This is a genomic window from Bradyrhizobium sp. CCBAU 51745, assembly GCF_028128715.1.
Classification (GTDB): Bacteria; Pseudomonadota; Alphaproteobacteria; order Rhizobiales; family Xanthobacteraceae; genus Bradyrhizobium; species Bradyrhizobium manausense.
Map to the genome: position 1 here is coordinate 66848 of NZ_LBJP01000078.1, position 17963 is coordinate 84810.

Below are 17963 nucleotides of genomic sequence, written 5' to 3' on the forward strand. Positions count from 1 at the left end.
GCAGCGCGCCTCAGGGGACAATTGCAGCCTCCGCGAGCGCCCGCATGCGGTCAGTATCGACAACGCGGCCATGGCTGATGACGACACGCGGCGGCGCATGAAAGCGCAATGCCTCGGTGACGTCGCCCTGGTCGAGGATGACGAGATTGGCTGCGCAGCCGAGGCCGAGGCCGTAGCGCTCGAGGCCGAGCGCCGCGGCGGCGCGCGTGGTGATCATGTCGTAGAGCGTCTCGAGCTCGCTCTTCTTCGTCATCCACAGCAGGTGCGAGGCCAGGAACGCCACCTCCAGCATGTTGTTGCGGCCGAGCGGATAATAGGCGTCGGAAATATCGTCCTGGCCGAGACAGACATTGATCCCGGCGCCCAGCAGCTCCTTGACCCGCGCGTGCAGCGGGCCGGTGTGGGGGTCGCTGACGACGCTGATACGGGCCTTCCCGAGCAGGACCATCAGCTCGCGAAGATAGTTCTCGGGATAGAGCGCCATGGCGCGGCAATGATGAGCGAGCGCCCGGCCCTCCATGCCGCGCGCGATCACCGCGCGCGCCATCATGTCGAGCGTGCGCATATTGGCGTCGCCGACGTCGTCGAGCAGCATCGAGATATCGGCGCCGTGCTCGGCGGCAAGGTCGAAGCAGAAATCGATGTGGCGGCGCATGTCCTGCTCGTTGGCCTCGATCCAGGGGATGCCGCCGACGATATCGGCCCCTGATGCCATCGCCTCGCGCATCAGGCCGTCGGCCCCTCGCTCGCGCAACAGGCCATCCTGCGGGAACGCGACCACCTGGATCTCGACGACGCCGCGAAACTCCTCGCGGATGGCGAGCAGCGCCTTGACGCCCTCGAGCCTCGCCTTGGTGTCGACATCGGCGAAGGCACGGATATGGAGATTGCCGTGGAGCGCCGCAAGCGCCACCGCGCGCCGCGCGTTCGGAATGATCCAGGAGGCGTCGTACTTGCTCTTGACCACCGCCGCGAGTTCGATCGCCTTCCCTGTCTCGCTCATGTCGACGCCCTGATAGGCCTCCAGCGCCGCCTCCGACATCATCGGCAGGGTCCAGACCTTGCAAAGATGCAGATGCGGATTGACGAACGCCGGCGTCACCAGGCCGCCTCCGGCATCGATGACGGATTGCGCGGCGTGATCGAGCCGGTCGCTGATCGCCGTGATCACGCCGTCGGTCATCGCGATGTCGACGAGCTCGCGGCTGCGCATGCGCGCGTTGGTGATGACGAGATCAGGCAGGCTTGGCATGGCAGGACTCTCACGCGATACATTTGCGATCATGCAAGTTGGGTGCCGGGCCGGTGCGGCGGAAAATCGAGGCGGACCTTCAAGCCCGGACCATTGTCATGCAACATGATCTCGGCGCCATGGAGGCGGGCCACGGCCGCGACCAGGCTCAGCCCCAGACCGTTGCCCGGGGTGTAGCGGCTCTGCTCGAGCCGATAGAAGCGCTTGAATACGTGGTCGCGCTGGTCGGCCGGAATGCCCTCGCCGTCGTCGGCAATGGTAATCGAGGCGCCGCTCTCGGTGCCTTGGCAGATCACCGTCACCTTTCCACCTGGGCGGCCATGCTTGATGGCGTTGTCGACCAGATTGGCGATGGCGTCGAACAGCAGGTCGCGGTCGCCTGTGACGGCGACCTCGCGCTCGCCAGTGAGGCTCAGGCGCGTTGCGACCTGCTCGGCAGCGGCGTCGTAGAGTTCAACCACCTCGCCGGCGATCTCGGCCAGATTGAGCGGGCGAAACGCGCTGCGGCGGGCGCGCGTCTCGATCTCGGAGATCCGGGTGATCGAGGCGAACATCCCGAGCACGGCATCGAGGTCGGCGATGGTGTCGCCGATCAGGGCGGCATCGGCCGCATCGTTGCGCGGAGCATGATAGGCCTTTTCCAGCCGGCCCCGCATCCGCGTCAGCGGCGTGCGCAGATCGTGGGCGACATTGTCGCTGACCTGCTTGACCTCGCCCATCAGCGTCTCGATGCGATCGAGCATCTGGTTGAGGTTTTCGGCGACGCGGTCCCATTCGTCATGGCTGCCGCGCAAGGGAATGCGCCGGTCGAGGCCCGAGAGCATGATGGCGCGGCTGGTGGCATTGATCTCCTCGATACGTCCGACCGTGCGCCGCGTCACCAGCACGGCCGCGACGCCCGACAGCACGACCAGCAGCACGGCGACGGCGATCGTCGCCAGCTCGAGCATCGCGACGAAGCCGGAGTGGTCGCCGGCATCGCCGACGCGGCTGCGCACATAAGCGAGCGTGCCGACATAGACGTAAGCCATGATCGCCGCGACGATCAGGCCGAAGATCGCAATCGCGATCAGTGCCAGGCGGAAGGTCGAGGACCGGAGCGTGTTAGCCAGGAGCACGGAGGCAATATCCGATGCCGCGGATGGTGTGAATCAATGGATAGGCCTGGGCATCGTCGACCTTGCGGCGGACGCGTCCGACATAGACGTCGATGATGTTGGTGGAGGGATCGAAATGCAGGTCCCAGACGTGCTGCAGCAGCATCGCGCGGGAGACGACGCGGCCTTCATTGCGGACGAGATATTCGAGCAATTGGAATTCGCGCGGCAACAGCGGGATCTTGCGGCCGCGCCGGCTGGCATTGCGCGCGATCAAATCGACGGCGAGGTCGCCGACGCGCAGGATCGTTTCCTTGGCGATGGTCTCGCTGCGGCGGCCGAGGGCCTCGAGGCGCGCGAGCAGCTCGACGAAGGAAAACGGCTTGACGAGGTAATCGTCGCCGCCGGCACGCAAGCCGCGCACGCGCTCGTCGACCTCGCCGAGTGCGGAGATGATCAGGAACGGCGAGGCAACGCCGTCGTCGCGCATCTGCCGCATCACGGTGATGCCATCGATGTCGGGCAGCATGCGGTCGATGGTGATGACGGCATAGTCGCGTGCGGCGCCGTGGCTGAGGGCTTCGCGCCCTGTGGCAGCGAGATCGACCTCATAGCCTGATGTCGTCAGTTCCTCGACGAGCTGGCCTGCGGTTTCCGGATCGTCCTCGACGACAAGGATGCGGCGATGGCCTCCGGTCATGACAAACTCCGCGCGACGATCGCCACCAGATTATCCCGTTCCGGGGCTGAGCGGAACCACCCGGTGGCGATCGCGACAATGGTGCGGACCGGCGATGCTAGTACCAACTGTCCCCGCACACATTGACCCATTGCCAGCCATAGGGCGTCCAGCTCCTGCGCCAACAGCCGTCGTCGTAATAGTTGGCGTAGTAGAAGGGCGCGCCGAACACGGCAAACCGGTGGAAGCGATGATGCCGGAAGAAGAAGGCGTGACGGCCGATGAAGGGCCTGCCGTGCCAGCCGCCGCCGACGAAGCGCGGCCCGATCGCCGCATGGGCGAAACGCACGCCACCGAAGCCAGGTCCGCCGACATGCGCGAAGCGAGCTCCGCCGAAGCCCGGCCCACCGACATGGGCGAAGTGTGCACCGCCCATGCCGCCGACATGCATGCCGCCGAAGCCGCCGGCGCGCATGCCGCCGCCACCGAAGTGACCACCACCGCCGAAGCCGCCGTGACCGCCGCCTCCGCCGCCTCCGCCGCCACCTCGGGCCAGCACCGGTGAGCCCAGCGCCATCGCTGCAGCGATCGCTCCCGCAGCGAGGCCCTTGAGAAGCCTGTTGTCCATCGAAGCATCCTCCGTGCTGCGCGGCGATATCGCTGCCGCACCGGAGGGATCAGAGAGGAACGGACGGGCAGCTTCAACTTACAAGCGCGCCAGATTCTGACGCGGATGTTAGGATGCATGCTCTCCCCGCCGAAGAGCGGGGAGAAGTTAAGATGTCACGCCCGCTTGCCGTTGTTCTTCTCCGCGGCCCGGCGCATCGCCTCGGCGAGCGCACCCCCGCCGCTGGAGGATTCCTGCTTGCGGGGGGCCGACGACATCACGCGGTTGGTGTTGCGCGTGTTGTCGCGCTGCATGCCGGGAGCGTCCTTCTTAGGCCCAACCTCGTCGTCGAGGCGCAGCGTCAGCGAGATGCGTTTGCGGGCGACCTCGAAGTCCAGCACCTTGACCTTGACGATGTCGCCGGGCTTCACCACCTCGCGCGGATCCTTGATGAAGGTCTTGGACATCGCCGAGATGTGTACCAGGCCGTCCTGGTGCACGCCGATATCGACGAAGGCACCGAAGGCGGCGACGTTGGTCACGGTACCCTCCAGGATCATGCCCTTCTGAAGGTCCTTGATCTCCTCGACGCCCTCCTTGAACACCGCGGCCTTGAATGCCGGACGCGGATCGCGGCCGGGCTTTTCCAGTTCCTTCAAGATGTCGGTGACGGTCGGCAGACCAAAGGTCTCGTCGACGAAATCCTTCGGCTTCAAGGTGCGCACGATTTCGCTCGAGCCGATCAGCGCCTTGATGTCGCTCTTGGTCGCCGCGAGGATGCGGCGCACCACCGGATAGGCTTCCGGATGCACGCCGGAAGCATCGAGCGGGTCCTCGCCACCGAGGATGCGCAAAAAGCCCGCGCACTGCTCGAACGCCTTTGGACCGAGGCGCGGCACATCCTTCAGCGCCTTGCGCGACTTGAACGGGCCGTTGGCGTCGCGATGCGCCACGATGCTCTGGGCGAGGCCCGAGCCGACGCCCGACACGCGCGCGAGCAGCGGCGCAGAGGCGGTGTTGACGTCGACGCCAACCGCGTTCACGCAGTCTTCGACCACGGCATCGAGTGATTTGGCGAGCTTGGCCTGGCCGAGATCGTGCTGATACTGGCCGACGCCGATCGCCTTGGGCTCGATCTTGACGAGCTCGGCGAGCGGATCCTGCAAGCGGCGGGCGATCGAGACCGCGCCGCGGAGCGTGACGTCGAGGCCCGGCAATTCCTCCGATGCGAAGGCCGAGGCGGAATAGACCGACGCGCCCGCTTCCGACACCACGATCTTGCTCATCTTCAGCTCGGGGAGACCTTTGACCAGCTCGGTCGCGAGCTTGTCGGTCTCGCGCGAGGCGGTGCCGTTGCCGATCGCGATCAGCTCGACGCGATGCTTGATCGCGAGCCGGCCGAGCGTTGCCAGCGACTCGTTCCACTGCCGCTGCGGCTCGTGCGGATAGATCGCGGTGGTGTCGACCACCTTGCCGGTGGCATCGACGACAGCAACCTTGACGCCGGTGCGGTAGCCGGGATCGAGCCCCATGGTGACACGGGTGCCGGCGGGCGCGGCCAGCAGCAGGTCGCGCAGGTTCGAGGCGAACACGCGCACGGCCTCGGTCTCGGCCGCGTTCCACAGCCGCATGCGCAAATCGATGTTGAGATGCACCTGGATCTTGGTGCGCCAGGCCCAGCGCACGGTGTCGATCAGCCAGCGGTCGCCGGGACGCTTGAGGTCGGCGATGCCGAACCGCTTCATGATCTTCAGCTCGTAGGCGCCTGGCACGCCGGCGGGCGGCGCTTCCTCGGCCTGGATCTGGAGATCGAGGATCTCTTCCTTCTCGCCGCGGAACATCGCCAAAATTCTATGCGAGGGAAGTTTCGTCAGCGGCTCGGAGAAGTCGAAATAGTCGGCGAATTTTTCGCCCTCGGTCTTCTTGCCGTCGCGCACCTTGGAGGCCATGCGCGCATTGCTCCACACGTCTTCGCGCAAGGCCCCGATCAGATCGGCGTCCTCGTCGAAGCGTTCGACCAGAATGGCGCGGGCGCCGTCGAGCGCGGCGGCGGCATCGGCAACGCCCTTCTCGGCGTTGATGAAGCTTTCTGCGACGATCTTGGGATCGTTGCCGGGCTCGGCGAGGAGCTGGTTGGCGAGCGGCTCGAGGCCGGCTTCCTTGGCGATCTCCGCCTTGGTGCGGCGCTTCGGCTTGAACGGCAGATAGATGTCTTCGAGGCGCGCCTTGCTGTCCGCGGCCATGATCGAGGCTTCCAGCGCGGCATCGAGCTTGCCCTGCTCGCGGACCGATTCGAGGATGGCCTTGCGGCGGTCCTCGAGCTCGCGCAGGTAAACCAGGCGCTCCTCCAGGGTGCGCAATTGCGCGTCGTCGAGCGCACCGGTCGCTTCCTTGCGGTAGCGCGCGATGAAGGGAACCGTGGCGCCGCCGTCGAGCAGCGTCACTGCCGCCTCGACCTGCTCCGCCCGTACCCCAAGCTCCTGCGCAATTTTCTGGTTGATATTGGCCACGCGAGATTTCCTCTCTATTCCCAAGCACGCGACGCAGACCGAAATCCGGCCGCGGGACGCCGCTTATGGACCAACCGAGGTTGATTCATCAAGGTGCGGGGCGCAACCGTCGACAAGGGATTTTTTTGCCAGACCGATGCGATCTCGCCACAATCGTGGGGATGGCGCGGGGGCTTTTGCTTGCTTCGCTTACATTATTTAGCTCCGTCATCCTGAGGTGTGAGCCGCGCGGCGCAACGCGCCGTGCGGAGAGCCTCGAAGGATGTACGGCCCCGCTGCCGCAGCCGGGCCGTCGCCCTTCAAGGCTTGCTCTGCGCCGCTATCGCGCCGCAGCGCGCGCACCTCAGGGTGACGGTGATAGATTGCGCCAGACACCAGATCGTAGGGCACACCCTCGCCTCCTCGCGGCGCGTTTCGCCCGAGTTTTGCTTCACGCTCGCTCCCTCTGCAATCAAAGGGCGCAGGGAAGGCCGGGTGCCGGCAGGCACCCGCGGTCTGCTGCGCGAAGATATAGCGCAAGGAGACCGCACAGCAGCATACAGGTGGTGCCGAACACACGGCCTTCCCTGCGCGATGGTCGGACGGCTTATGCCGTGCTCTCCCGGGAGCCGAATTCCTTCTGGCCTCCCTCGCCTTGCGGAAGTCACCGGCACCGCGCCGGTTGACGCTGATGCCGCATCCGCAAGACTTGACCGTAGCGACGACGGCCGGGACCACACGGTTTTGCCGTACGCGGACGACCCTGCTTCGCCAAGACGCTTCGCAGGGCTTCGGCGCCGTTCGTACAACGCGGCTTGCAAGTCGCTCACGGGGCTCGGCTCAATCCATCGCCCCGCCCTGCGACCCGCATCCGCGACGACGCTGCCCACGTCCACCGCAGCCCGATCCGCGGCTCGTGACGACGTACGACCGCCCCTTTTCGCCGGATCAGGATGGGCGAAATATACGACAAATCCGAATTTCGGTAAAGCGAAATATTTTTGAGTAGATGGCTTGATGCATTACGAAACAGGAGCCGACGGCAGCCGCTCCCACCCCGTCATTCCGGGGCGCGCCGCTTGGCGCGAGCCCGGAATCCATTCACCGTCACAGCGCGCTGCACGATGGATTCCGGGTTCGCGCTACGCGCGCCCCGGAATGACGGTCGGGGCTTGTTGTCCCTGATATCGCTGCGCTCCGTCCGGCTACGGCCTTGACATCCACCTCGGTTCTGCGGCTGGCTGGCGCGCCGGCTACCGAACTTCATAGGACACTCCATGCGCACCACATCGGTCGGCGTCTTCAAGATCGCCACCAAGGGCCCCGGCGATGTCTCCGGACTGATGCGGCTGATCCAGCAAGGCGCGATCGATCCCACCTCGATCCTGGCGATCCTCGGCAAGACCGAGGGCAATGGCGGCGTCAATGATTTCACCCGGGAATATGCCGTCGCGGCGCTGTGCAACGCGCTGGCGCCAAAACTCGCGCTGACACCTGAAGCGGTCGAGCAGCGCATCGCCTTCGTGATGTCGGGCGGGACCGAGGGCGTGCTCAGCCCGCACCTCACGGTGTTCACGCGCCAGCAGGTCGAAACGCCGCCCGCCGGCATCGCCGGCAAGCGCCTGAGCATCGGCATGGCACAGACCCGCGATTTCCTGCCCGAGGAGCTCGGCCGTTCCGCACAGATCAGCGAGACCGCGAGCGCGGTGAAGGCCGCGATGGCGGATGCCGGCATCAGCGATGCCACTGATGTTCATTTCGTCCAGATCAAATGCCCGCTGCTGACCAGCGAGCGTGTCGAGGCGGCCGCCGCGCGCGGCCACAAGACGGCGACGATCAGCGCCTACAGCTCGATGGCCTATTCGCGCGGCGCCTCGGCGCTCGGGGTTGCAGTCGCGCTCGGCGAAATCGCGTCAGATATCCGCGATGAGGACGTGCTGCGGCGCTACGACCTGTTCTCGAAGGTGGCCTCGACTTCTTCAGGGATCGAACTGATGCACAACGTCGTCATCGTGCTCGGCAATTCGGGGACGTCCGCGAGCGAATTCGAGATCGGGCACGCCGTGATGAGCGACGCCATCGATGCCGCCGCGGTGACTGAGGCGCTGGGCAGCGTCGGAATCAGGGCTGGCGCGCAGGCAAAAGCAGGCCGCGAGCTCGTCAACGTCTTCGCCAAGGCGGAGGCTTCGCCTGACGGCACCGTGCGCGGCCTCCGCCACACCATGCTCGAGGACACCGACATCAGCTCGACACGCCACGCCCGCGCGGCCGTCGGCGGCCTGATCGCCGGCCTTGCCGGGACCAGCGCGGTCTACGTCTCCGGCGGCGCCGAGCATCAGGGACCTGCCGGTGGCGGCCCGGTTGCGGTGATCGCGCGGCTCTCCTAAAGCGCGATTGACATCGCGCTTTAGCTTGTTGTTTGAGCATGATCTCAGCGCAAACGCGTTCCGCGTTTGTCGCGGGAAACCCGCTTCACACTTTTCCGGATCATGTTTTATGAGAGGCCACCCCTCCGCCCGGCGCAACCCTGCCCTTCGCGCCGGCTCAGTTGATTCAGGCGGGCCCTTGCGAAAAAGGTGACGCCGCATCTTAGGGGATTTTGACTTCATGACCTTGCCGATGAGCTGGAACGAATGGGCGCAGCACGATGGCGTTGGCCTTGCGGCCCGCGTCCGCAAGGGCGAGCTGTCGGCAAAGGAGCTGGCACGGCAGGCCGCCGCCGCCGTCGCCAAGGTCAATCCGACGCTGTCGGGCGTGGTCGAGCTGTTCGACGACGTGATCGCCGATCCCGCCAAGGATGGTGCCAATCTCGCAGGCCCCTTCGCCGGCCTGCCCTTCCTGATGAAGGATCTGGGACCGACCATGAAGGGCCGGCTGCAGGAGATGGGCTCGCTGTTGATGCGCGGCAATCGCGCCGCGGCCGACACGTTCCTGACCGGCAAATTCCGCCAGGCAGGACTCAACCTGATCGGGCGCACCACGACGCCGGAATTCGGCGTATGCTCGTCGGCCGACAATCCCGCTGTTTACGTCACGCGCAATCCCTGGAATACCGATTACACCACCTGCGGCTCGTCGGCGGGCAGCGCCGCGATGGTCGCGGCCGGCGTGGTGCCGATCGCGCACGCGACCGATGGCGGCGGCTCGATCCGCATTCCCGCCGGCGTCAACGGCAATATCGGGCTGAAGGTCTCGCGCGGCGTGTTCTCGCTGGCGCCGCACATGTCCGACCTCACCGGCCTCGTCTCGATCCAGGGCTGCCAGTCGCGCACCGTGCGCGACACCGCGGCGTTCGTCGACCATGCCCGCGGGCCCGCCCCGGGCGAGTTCATGCCGTTCTGGACCACGGCGCAGCCCTACAGCGAGATGATCAAGCGCGATCCGTCAAAACTGCGCATCGCGCTGTCTCACACCTGGGGCGACTACACGGCGACATCAGAGATCAAGGCCGAGCTGGAGAAGACCGGCCGCTTCCTCGAAGGCCTCGGTCATCATGTCGACTATGCGCTGCCCGAGCTCGATTTCCGCGCCGCCTTCGCCGCGCAGACCACCTGCTACATCTCGAACTTCTCGGTCGTGATCTCCAACATGCTCGCCGCACGCGGGCTGGAGCGCCCGCCGGAAGACCTGATCGAGCCGATGAACATCCGGATCTGGGAAGCCGGGCTTCATACCAGCTTTGCCGACCGGGCCAAGATGCAGGCCGTGTTCAACACGACCTCGCGCGGCTTTGGCAGTTTCTTCGAGCAGTGGGACGTGATCCTGACGCCGATCACGGCGTTGCCGACGCCGAAGGTCGGCACCAAGCAATATCTCACCACCTCGGATAATCCTGACGTGCTCGACTGGTTCGGCAATCTCTGGCGCTTCTTCGCCTTCACGCCGCTCGGCAATCTCTGCGGCATCCCGGCGATCTCGCTGCCGATGGCTGCCCAAGATCACGGCCTGCCGCTCGGCATCCAGGCGATCGCCAAGCAGGCCAATGACGGCCTCCTGCTGCAACTCGCCGCCCAGATCGAGCGCGCGCTGGACGGCAAGTGGAACGGCGGGAAGAAGCCGAAGGTGCATGTCGGCTGAGGCAGAGCCGATCTGTGCAGCTTCGTAGCCCGGATGGAGCGAAGCGCAATCCGGGGGCGGCTCCAAGATTCCCGGATGACGCTTCGCTCCATCCGGGCTACGCACACGTCTAAATGTCGGCCCTAGTTCTTCACCGCTGGAATCGCGTCCTCCGGCTGCTGCTGACCGAGCTTGAGCATCGCGAGCGCCTTGTCGAGCGCTTCGCGCAAGGCCAGCGCCGCGGCCGCGCTGCAGCGTAAGTGCGCGGTCTGGACCACGTCGACCCTGACGGCGGCGCCGACAGGCATCAGGAGATTTGCGGCCAGCTCGATCTGGATGGCGCCGTTGTGATGGCCAAAGCAGGACGCGCCGTCGAAATAGATGATCGGCGCGCGCTCCGAGCTCGAGGTCGAAATGGTGACGGGCCCCTCTTTGGCGGCTGGTGTTTCGGGATCGGCCATGGGGTACTCCTCGCGAGGCAGGGAACGGACGCCCACCATCGTTGCTTCGGCAGGCGCTGTCGAGGCCAAACCTGCCTGCCAGCTTCGCATGCGGGGTTTTGCGCGGGGCCTCGACTGGTCTAGAACATCACCATGTCCAACTCATCGACCTCACTTCCGTTCGAGGAACTTGCCGAGGCCATCAAGGGCCGCCGTTCCGATTACGGCCATATCAGCGGGCTCCAGCTCGACCGGTTCGCGCCTGGCGAGGCCTGGTCGAGCCTGCCCTACCGCCCTGTCTTCGTCGGCAACACCGAAACCGGCGTGCTGCATGGCGGCGTCGTCACCGCGATGCTGGACGAGAGCTGCGGCATGGCGGTGCAGCTGGCGCTCGACGGCACCAGCGCGATCGCAACGCTGGACCTGCGCATCGACTACCAGAAGCCGGCAACGCCGGGGCTCGCCATCAAGGCGCATTCGGTCTGCTACCGCACCACGCGCTCGATCGCCTTCGTGCGCGCCACGGCCTACCAGGAGACCGAGGACGATCCGGTGGCAACCGCCACCGCCTGCTTCATGATCGGCGCCAATCGCACCAACATGCTGGCGGACCGCCGCATGGACTCGCGCAGCATTCCGACGCTGGAGGCGCCTGATGATCCGGACGGCCCGTTCGCGAGCAGCCCGTTCGCGCGCGCCCTCGGCATTCGCGTCAATGATGACGGCACGCTGACCATGCCGTTCTCGCCAAAGATCGTCGGCAATCCGATCCTGCCTGCGATCCATGGCGGCATGACCGGCGCCTTCCTCGAGACGACGGCGATTCTTGGCGTGCGGCGCGAGCTCGGGATCGCGACGCTGCCGAAGCCGATCGGGCTCACCGTCAATTATTTGCGCTCCGGCCGGGCATTGGACACGATGGCCAATGTCTCGATCGTGAAACAGGGACGGCGTATCGTCGCCTTCGAGGCGCGGGCCTGGCAGGACGATCCGGCCAAGCCGATTGCGTCCGCCTTCGGTCATTTCATGCTGCGTCCGACGCCCGGCAGCGACGAGGAATAGGCGTATTTGACTTGACGGAACGGGCTTGACGTCGAACGTTGGGGCCCCACCATAGCGCGTTCCATCGAGAGGTATTCGCTTGCGGCATCCGATCGACATCATCGCCATGTTTGCCGCCATCTGGCTGCTGGCCTCGATGGTGCTCGACGCGGTGACGCCGAAGGAGCTGACGGCGGTCATGATCGCGATTGCGATCGCGCCCGCCATCGTCATCACCGCCGTGTTCTATTATCTGCGCTGCCCGCGCACGGATTTCGCGGTGATGTTCGCAGCGCTCTGGCTGATCTCCGACATCGCCATCGCCTTCATCTCGCCGAAGGAATTACCGCTCTGGCTGCTGCTGCTCGGCTTCGTGCCGGCGACGCTGATCGGCATCGTGCTGCACTGGCAGCGCTTCCAGCGCCGCCATGAGCAGCTCCCGGCGCCGTCGGTAAAGCGCGGCTGAGGGTTGTTCACCTCTCTCCAGCGGGAGAGGTGAATCAACCCCTTCGGCCCAGATCAACGCGACAGCAGGTTCGTCTTCGCAAGGTCGATCACCTCGTCGCCGCGGCCGCTCATCACGGCGCGCAGCACCCAGAGGCTAAAGCCCTTGACCTGCTCGGCCGTGATGGTCGGCGGCATCGACAGCTCCTGCTTGGCGGTGACGACATCGAGCAGCGCCGGGCCGTTATGCGCCAGCATCTCCTTCATCGCGCCGGGGAGCTCGCCGGGGTCCTCGACGCGCCTTGCAAAGATGCCCATCGCGCGCGCCATCGCCGCGAAATCAGGATTCTCCAGATCGACATTGGTGTCGACGAAGCCTGCGGCCTTCATCTCCAGCGCAACGAAGCCGAGCACGCCATTGTTGAAGACAACGATCTTTACCGGCAGCTTTTCTTGCGTCAGCGTGATCAGATCGCCCATCAGCATGGTGAAGCCGCCGTCGCCCGACAGCGAGATCACCTGGCGGCCGGGCTGGGCGGCCTGCGCGCCGATCGCCTGCGGCATGGCGTTGGCCATCGAGCCGTGCACGAAAGAGCCGATCAGCCGGCGGCGGCCGTTCATGGTGAGGTAGCGCGCCGCCCACACCGTGGGCGTGCCGACATCGGCCGTGAACACGGCGTCGTTGGAGGCCTGGTCGCTGATGACCTTTGCCAGATATTGCGGGTGGATCGGTTTGCTGCCGGGCGTACCCTTCGCAAGTGAGTCCAGGCCTTCGCGCGCCTTCTTGTAATGTGCGATGGCATCGTCGAGATGCCTGCGCTGCGTCTTGGTCTTGAGCAGCGGCAACAGCGCTTCGATGGTGAGCTTGACGTCGCCGACGACGCCGAGATCAATCTTGGCACGCCGTCCCAGATTTTCCGGACGGATGTCGATCTGCGCGATCTTGGCGTCCGTGGGAAGGAACTGCTTGTAGGGAAAGTCGGTGCCGAGCATCACCAGGGCGTCGCAGGCGTGCATGGCGGCATAGCCGGAGGAGAAGCCGATGAAGCCGGTCATGCCGACGTCGTAGGGGTTGTCGTATTCGACATGCTCCTTGCCGCCGAGGGCGTGCACGATCGGGCTCTTCAGACTTTCTGCAAGCTGCATCAGCGGCACATGCGCGCCGGCGCAGCCGCGGCCGCAGAACAGCGTGATACGCTCGGCGCCGTTGAGCAGATCGGCGAGCGCCTTCACCTCGGCAGCCTGCGGCACGACCTTCGGCGCGGCGAGCGCAAGCCCGCGGGCCGTGGAGATCGCGCGCTTCGGCGGTGAGCGAAACGCGACATCGCCGGGCATCGCGACCACGGCAACGCCGCGCAGGCCTACGGCCGCGCGGATCGCATTCTCCAGCACGAAGGGGAGCTGGCTCGGATCGGAGATCAGCTCGCAATAATGGCTGCATTCGCGAAACAGGCTTTGCGGATGGGTTTCCTGAAAGTAGCCGCCGCCGATTTCGGCCGACGGAATCTGCGCCGCGATCGCCAGCACCGGCACGCGGCTGCGATGCGCGTCGAACAGGCCGTTGATCAGATGCAGATTGCCCGGGCCGCAGGAGCCGGCGCAGACCGCAAGGCTGCCCGTCATCTCGGCCTCGCCAGCGGCCGCGAACGCCGCGACCTCCTCATGGCGGACGTGGATCCATGCGATGGTGCCGCGGCGGCGCAGCGCCTCGGTCAGACCATTCAGGCTGTCGCCGACAATGCCGTAGATGCGCTTGACGCCGGCCTGTTCGAGCGTTGCCACGAACAGATCGGCTATGTTGTTGATCGCCATGTCGGTCTCCTGATCTCGCAAGTTACGCAAGATAGGACAACGCACCAGCGTGACGGCATCACGGCTTGTTTATTGCCGCGTCAGTCTTTCGCAATCGCCCGATCGTAGGCCTCGATCGTCACCTTCGCGCGGGCGGCGACATCGGCGGCCGACATGCCGGGCTTATAGAGGCTGGAGCCGAGGCCGAAAGCGGTGACGCCGGCCTTGATGTACTCGGCAAAATTCTGATCGGAGACGCCGCCGACGGCGGCGATCATCACGCCTGCGGGAAGCACGGCGCGGATCGCGGCGATGCCGGAGGCGCCGAGCACGCTTGCCGGGAAGAACTTCAGGCCCGATGCGCCGGAGCGCGCCGCGAGCAGCGCCTCGGTCGGCGAGAACACGCCGGGCAGCGTCACCATGCCGTGCTGATGCGCGCGCGCCAGCACGTCGGTGTCGACATTCGGCGAGACCATGAGCCTGCCACCGACGTCGTTGAGGCGATCGACATCCGCAGCTGACAGCACCGTGCCGGCGCCGATCAGCATGCCCGATGGCGCGAGCTTTGCCGCAAGGCCGATGGAACGGAACGGATCGGGCGAGTTCAAGGGGATCTCGATCGCGGTCATGCCGGCTTCGATCAGCACGCCGACGACGGCCTCGGTCTCCTCCGGCTTGACGCCGCGCAGGATCGCGACCAGGGGCCGCTGCATCGGCGGAAAGGGAACGCTCATTTCAAAAATCCTTCTACTTCGTCCAGATCGCAGCAGCCGCCATCGACAGGCCGCGGCGAACTGCTTCATCGGCATCGATCGGAGTCACATTGACCGACAGTGCATCGAAAGCCTGCCGGTAAAGCGTCGCAAGGCGACCCGACGCAATCAGCGTGATGCCGGCCTTCGGCACGCTGCCGGAAAGACCCGCCGCCAGCTCCGTGCCGATCAGCGTGCCCGACAACGTCTCGCGCGCGGCGGCCGGCGTGCCGCCGAACAGCAGCTGCCGCGATCGCGCCGTGAACAGGAGATTGGCGGCGAAGGCCGGCGCCGCGAACGCGGCTTTCACGGCCGTCTTGAAGCTCGCGGTGTCCTCGGCTTCGTCGGCGCCGGCGACGGCGAGCGACAGGATGGTCTCGCGCGAGACGACGCTGAACAGCTCGCCGGTCATGAAGGTGGAGAAATGCGCGACGGTGCCGTCCTTGACCCGCACCCATTTGGAATGGGTGCCGGGCATGCAGACCAGTGTCTCGCCTGCGGCCTCGAGACCGAGTGCGCCGAGCAACTGCGTCTCCTCGCCGCGCATCACGTCGGGGGCGACTTTGTCGCGCTGTGCGATGCCGGGCAGGATTCGGATGTCACGCGCCGCGCCGGGAACGCGCGCGGCCTGCTTCAGGATCGCCGCGAGCGGCGCCGGCGTGTCGACATAGCCGGCCTCGACCCAGCCGGTCTTGGCGCCGGCCATGCCGCAGACCAGGACCGGCAGATGATCGGGCGCGCTCACGGCAGCAAGATGCGCTTGCAGCACGCCGGGGAAGCCGGCCTTGGCCGCCGCCAGCATGCCCTCGTCGCTGCGGCGCTCGGCGAGCACGCGTCCGGCGCGATCGACCAGCCAGAGCCGGAAGCTGCTGGTGCCCCAGTCCACCGCGACATAAGCGGGTTCGGTCATTTCGAAACGTATCCTCGTCTCACGGCTGAGACGCCGTCTCACGACAACGCGACGGCATCCCGGCAAATCTGTCCCGGGAATATCGGCAATTGCGGCCCTAAACCAGCGTTTTCTCGCAAGGTCGGGCATGGGGCGCGCTGGCACACCGCTTGCTGAAGCTGTTCCTGTTCACGCCAGCGAACGCGCAGCAAGACGCGTCAACATCAGATGAGGAAACCCATGGAGATCGGCTATTTCACGATGCCTTCGCATCCGCCGGAGTGCGGGTTGAAGGAAGGACATGACTGGGACCTGCAGGTCATGCGCTGGCTCGACGAGCTCGGCTATCAGGAGGCCTGGGTCGGCGAGCACCACACCGCGCCCTGGGAACCCAATCCCACGCCGGACCTCTTGATCGCGCAGGCCCTGATGCAGACCAAGCGTATGCGGATCGGACCGGGCGGCTTCCTGCTGCCCTATCACCACCCGGCCGAGCTCGCCAACCGCGTCGCCATGCTGGACCATCTCTCCGAGGGCCGGCTGAATTTCGGTGTCGCAGCTTCGGGGCTGCCGAGCGACTGGGCGATGTTCAACGTCGACGGCATGAGCGGGCAGAACCGCGACATGACGCGCGAGGCGCTGGAGATCATCCTGAAGCTATGGACCGAGCCCGCGCCGTTCACCCACAAAGGAAAATTCTGGACGGTGACCAAGCCGGACACGATGTTCGATTTCCTGAAACCGCACATCAAGCCGCTGCAGGCGCCGCATCCGCCGATCGGCGTTGCGGGGCTGTCGAAGAACTCGGACACGTTGAAGCTCGCGGGCGAGCGCGGCTTCATTCCCATGAGCCTCAACCTCAACCCGGCCTATGTCTCCAGCCATTGGGACTCGGTCGAGATTGGCGCCGCGAAAACCGGCCGCAAGCCGAACCGTCAGGACTGGCGCCTGGTGCGCGAGGTGTTCGTCGCCGACACCGATGAAGAGGCCTGGAAGCTCTCGACCGGCGACATGATGGGCCGGATGATGAGCGAGTACTTCCTGCCGTTGCTCGGCCATTTCGGCTTCAAGGACTATCTCAAGCACGCCCCTGACGTGCCCGACAGCGACGTCACGGTCGAATATTGCGCCAAGCGGAACTGGGTCGTCGGCTCGCCTTCGACCGTCGCCGAGAAGATCGAAAAGATCTACGACGAGGTCGGCGGCTTCGGCGTGCTGCTGGTGTTCGGCTTCGACTACAAGCACAAGCCGGAAGCCTGGCACCGCTCGCTCGCGCTGCTGAAGAACGAGGTGATGCCGCGCCTGACGCATCTCGGCTCCGCGAAGAAGGCAGCTTGACGCATCGCGGGTGCGGCGTGAACCTGCCGCACCCGCCTCTGTTTCGGAGATTGTCGCGTGAGCGTCGACGCAAAGGAGTTCAAGCAGGCGATGCGCCAATGCGCAGGCGCGGTTGCGCTGGTCACTGTCGGCGCCGAGCACGGCAAGCGCACCGGATTGACGGTGACGTCGGCAACCTCGCTGTCGGACGATCCGCCGTCGCTGATCGTCTGTGTCAACCGCAACGCCAGCGCGCACGCCCGCATCCGCGAGGAGGGCGCGTTCGCGATCAACTTCCTGCATGAGGATCACGCGTTGCTGGCGCTGACCTTCAGCGGCCAGAAGGGCGTCAATGGCGATGACCGCTTTGCCTTCGGCCGATGGACGCGCGGTGCTACAGGCGCGCCGGTTTTGACGGACGCTGTCGCGGCGTTCGATTGCGTGCTGGCGCAGGAGTTCGAAACGAAGACGCACTCGATCTTCGTCGGCGAGGTACGCAGCGCGACGCATTCGGCCGCGGCCGCGCCGCTGGTTTACTTGCGCAGCAGCTTCCACACGCCGCAGGAAATCCGCGAGACCGTTTCAGTCGGCGACCTCGACTCACGGCATCTGAGCTGGACGGATTTTTCGTGAGGGGCGCGCCTCTCGCCGCGAAGTACGGTATCGTAGGGTGGGCAGAGCGAAGCGTGCCCACGTCCTGCAACATTCGGCGAGAGATGGTGGGCACGGCGCAAGTGCGCCTTTGCCCACCCTACGATTCCGAGCCTGGACGGATTTTCATAAGGGCAGCGCTTCTCGCCGCGAGTACGGTATCGTAGGGTGGGCAAAGCGAAGCGTGCCCACGTCCTGCAACATTCGGCGAGAGATGGTGGGCACGGCGCAAGTGCGCCTTTGCCCACCCTACAATTCCGAGCCAGCGGACAGATTACCTGGACGGATTTTCATAAGGGCAGCGCTTCTCGACGCGAAAACAGTATCGTAGGGTGGGCAAAGCGAAGCGCGCCCACGTATTGCAACATTCGGCGAGAGATGGTGGGCACGGCGCAAGTGCGCCTTTGCCCACCCTACGATTCCGAGCCAGCGGACAGATACCTGGACGGATTTTCATA

General features: G+C 65.6%; 15 protein-coding genes. 6 read left to right on the forward strand and 9 right to left on the reverse strand.

The genetic code is table 11. The features are described 5' to 3' along the window. Positions 1–10 precede the first annotated feature (10 nt). From XH98_RS20795 to XH98_RS20815, 5 genes are all read right to left on the reverse strand, one after another. Positions 11–1252, reverse strand: coding sequence for an amidohydrolase family protein (locus tag XH98_RS20795; protein WP_271619735.1), 1242 nt, complete (start codon positions 1250–1252; stop codon positions 11–13). A 29-nt stretch (positions 1253–1281) separates the two neighbouring features. After that, positions 1282–2370, reverse strand: coding sequence for a sensor histidine kinase (locus XH98_RS20800; protein WP_271598397.1), 1089 nt, complete (start codon positions 2368–2370; stop codon positions 1282–1284). Beyond that, positions 2357–3049 (reverse strand): response regulator transcription factor, encoded by a 693-nt coding sequence (locus XH98_RS20805; RefSeq protein WP_057744614.1) that lies wholly within the window; start codon positions 3047–3049, stop codon positions 2357–2359. Before XH98_RS20805 ends, XH98_RS20800 begins: the two co-directional genes overlap by 14 nt. A gap of 97 nt (positions 3050–3146) precedes the next feature. Continuing rightward, entirely contained in the window at positions 3147–3656 is a 510-nt protein-coding gene (locus XH98_RS20810; protein ID WP_271598396.1) for a hypothetical protein, read from the reverse strand. Positions 3657–3811: 155 nt separating this feature from the next. Next, positions 3812–6145, reverse strand: coding sequence for a Tex family protein (locus XH98_RS20815; protein ID WP_271619736.1), 2334 nt, complete (start codon positions 6143–6145; stop codon positions 3812–3814). Positions 6146–7401: 1256 nt separating this feature from the next. Here XH98_RS20815 and XH98_RS20820 point away from each other — a divergent pair. Both XH98_RS20820 and XH98_RS20825 read left to right on the forward strand, forming a co-directional pair. Then, complete coding sequence (locus tag XH98_RS20820; protein ID WP_271619737.1) at positions 7402–8511, forward strand: ring-opening amidohydrolase; 1110 nt, start codon at positions 7402–7404, stop codon at positions 8509–8511. A gap of 220 nt (positions 8512–8731) precedes the next feature. Continuing rightward, positions 8732–10201, forward strand: a complete 1470-nt coding sequence (locus XH98_RS20825; RefSeq protein ID WP_271619738.1) for an amidase — start codon at positions 8732–8734, stop codon at positions 10199–10201. Positions 10202–10323: 122 nt separating this feature from the next. Here the strand turns inward: XH98_RS20825 and XH98_RS20830 are convergent, their stop codons facing one another. Further along, a complete protein-coding gene (locus XH98_RS20830; protein ID WP_271598392.1) occupies positions 10324–10641 on the reverse strand; it encodes a hypothetical protein in 318 nt (105 codons plus the stop codon). 132 nt (positions 10642–10773) lie between these two features. Between XH98_RS20830 and XH98_RS20835 the strand changes: the two genes are divergently transcribed. Both XH98_RS20835 and XH98_RS20840 read left to right on the forward strand, forming a co-directional pair. Further along, positions 10774–11682, forward strand: a complete 909-nt coding sequence (locus XH98_RS20835) for a PaaI family thioesterase (protein ID WP_271619739.1) — start codon at positions 10774–10776, stop codon at positions 11680–11682. Between the two features lie 79 nt (positions 11683–11761). Then, complete coding sequence (locus XH98_RS20840) at positions 11762–12127, forward strand: hypothetical protein (RefSeq protein WP_271619740.1); 366 nt, start codon at positions 11762–11764, stop codon at positions 12125–12127. A 53-nt stretch (positions 12128–12180) separates the two neighbouring features. On the opposite strand, the gene poxB is transcribed toward XH98_RS20840, so the two are convergent. The 3 genes from poxB to XH98_RS20855 form a co-directional block, all read right to left on the reverse strand. Then, positions 12181–13917, reverse strand: a complete 1737-nt coding sequence (gene poxB / locus XH98_RS20845) for a ubiquinone-dependent pyruvate dehydrogenase (RefSeq protein ID WP_271619741.1) — start codon at positions 13915–13917, stop codon at positions 12181–12183. Positions 13918–13997: 80 nt separating this feature from the next. Beyond that, positions 13998–14630: a 2-dehydro-3-deoxy-6-phosphogalactonate aldolase gene (locus XH98_RS20850; protein ID WP_271619742.1), complete on the reverse strand. Its 633-nt coding sequence runs from the start codon at positions 14628–14630 to the stop codon at positions 13998–14000. A gap of 13 nt (positions 14631–14643) precedes the next feature. Continuing rightward, complete coding sequence (locus XH98_RS20855; RefSeq protein ID WP_271619743.1) at positions 14644–15558, reverse strand: 2-dehydro-3-deoxygalactonokinase; 915 nt, start codon at positions 15556–15558, stop codon at positions 14644–14646. A 219-nt stretch (positions 15559–15777) separates the two neighbouring features. On the opposite strand from XH98_RS20855, the gene XH98_RS20860 reads away from it, so the two are divergent. Further along, positions 15778–16875 carry an LLM class flavin-dependent oxidoreductase gene (locus XH98_RS20860; RefSeq protein ID WP_271598386.1) on the forward strand — a complete coding sequence of 366 codons (1098 nt, stop codon included), beginning with the start codon at positions 15778–15780 and terminating at the stop codon, positions 16873–16875. A gap of 57 nt (positions 16876–16932) precedes the next feature. Next, positions 16933–17487: a flavin reductase family protein gene (locus XH98_RS20865; protein WP_271619744.1), complete on the forward strand. Its 555-nt coding sequence runs from the start codon at positions 16933–16935 to the stop codon at positions 17485–17487. The last annotated feature ends 476 nt before the right edge of the window (positions 17488–17963 follow it).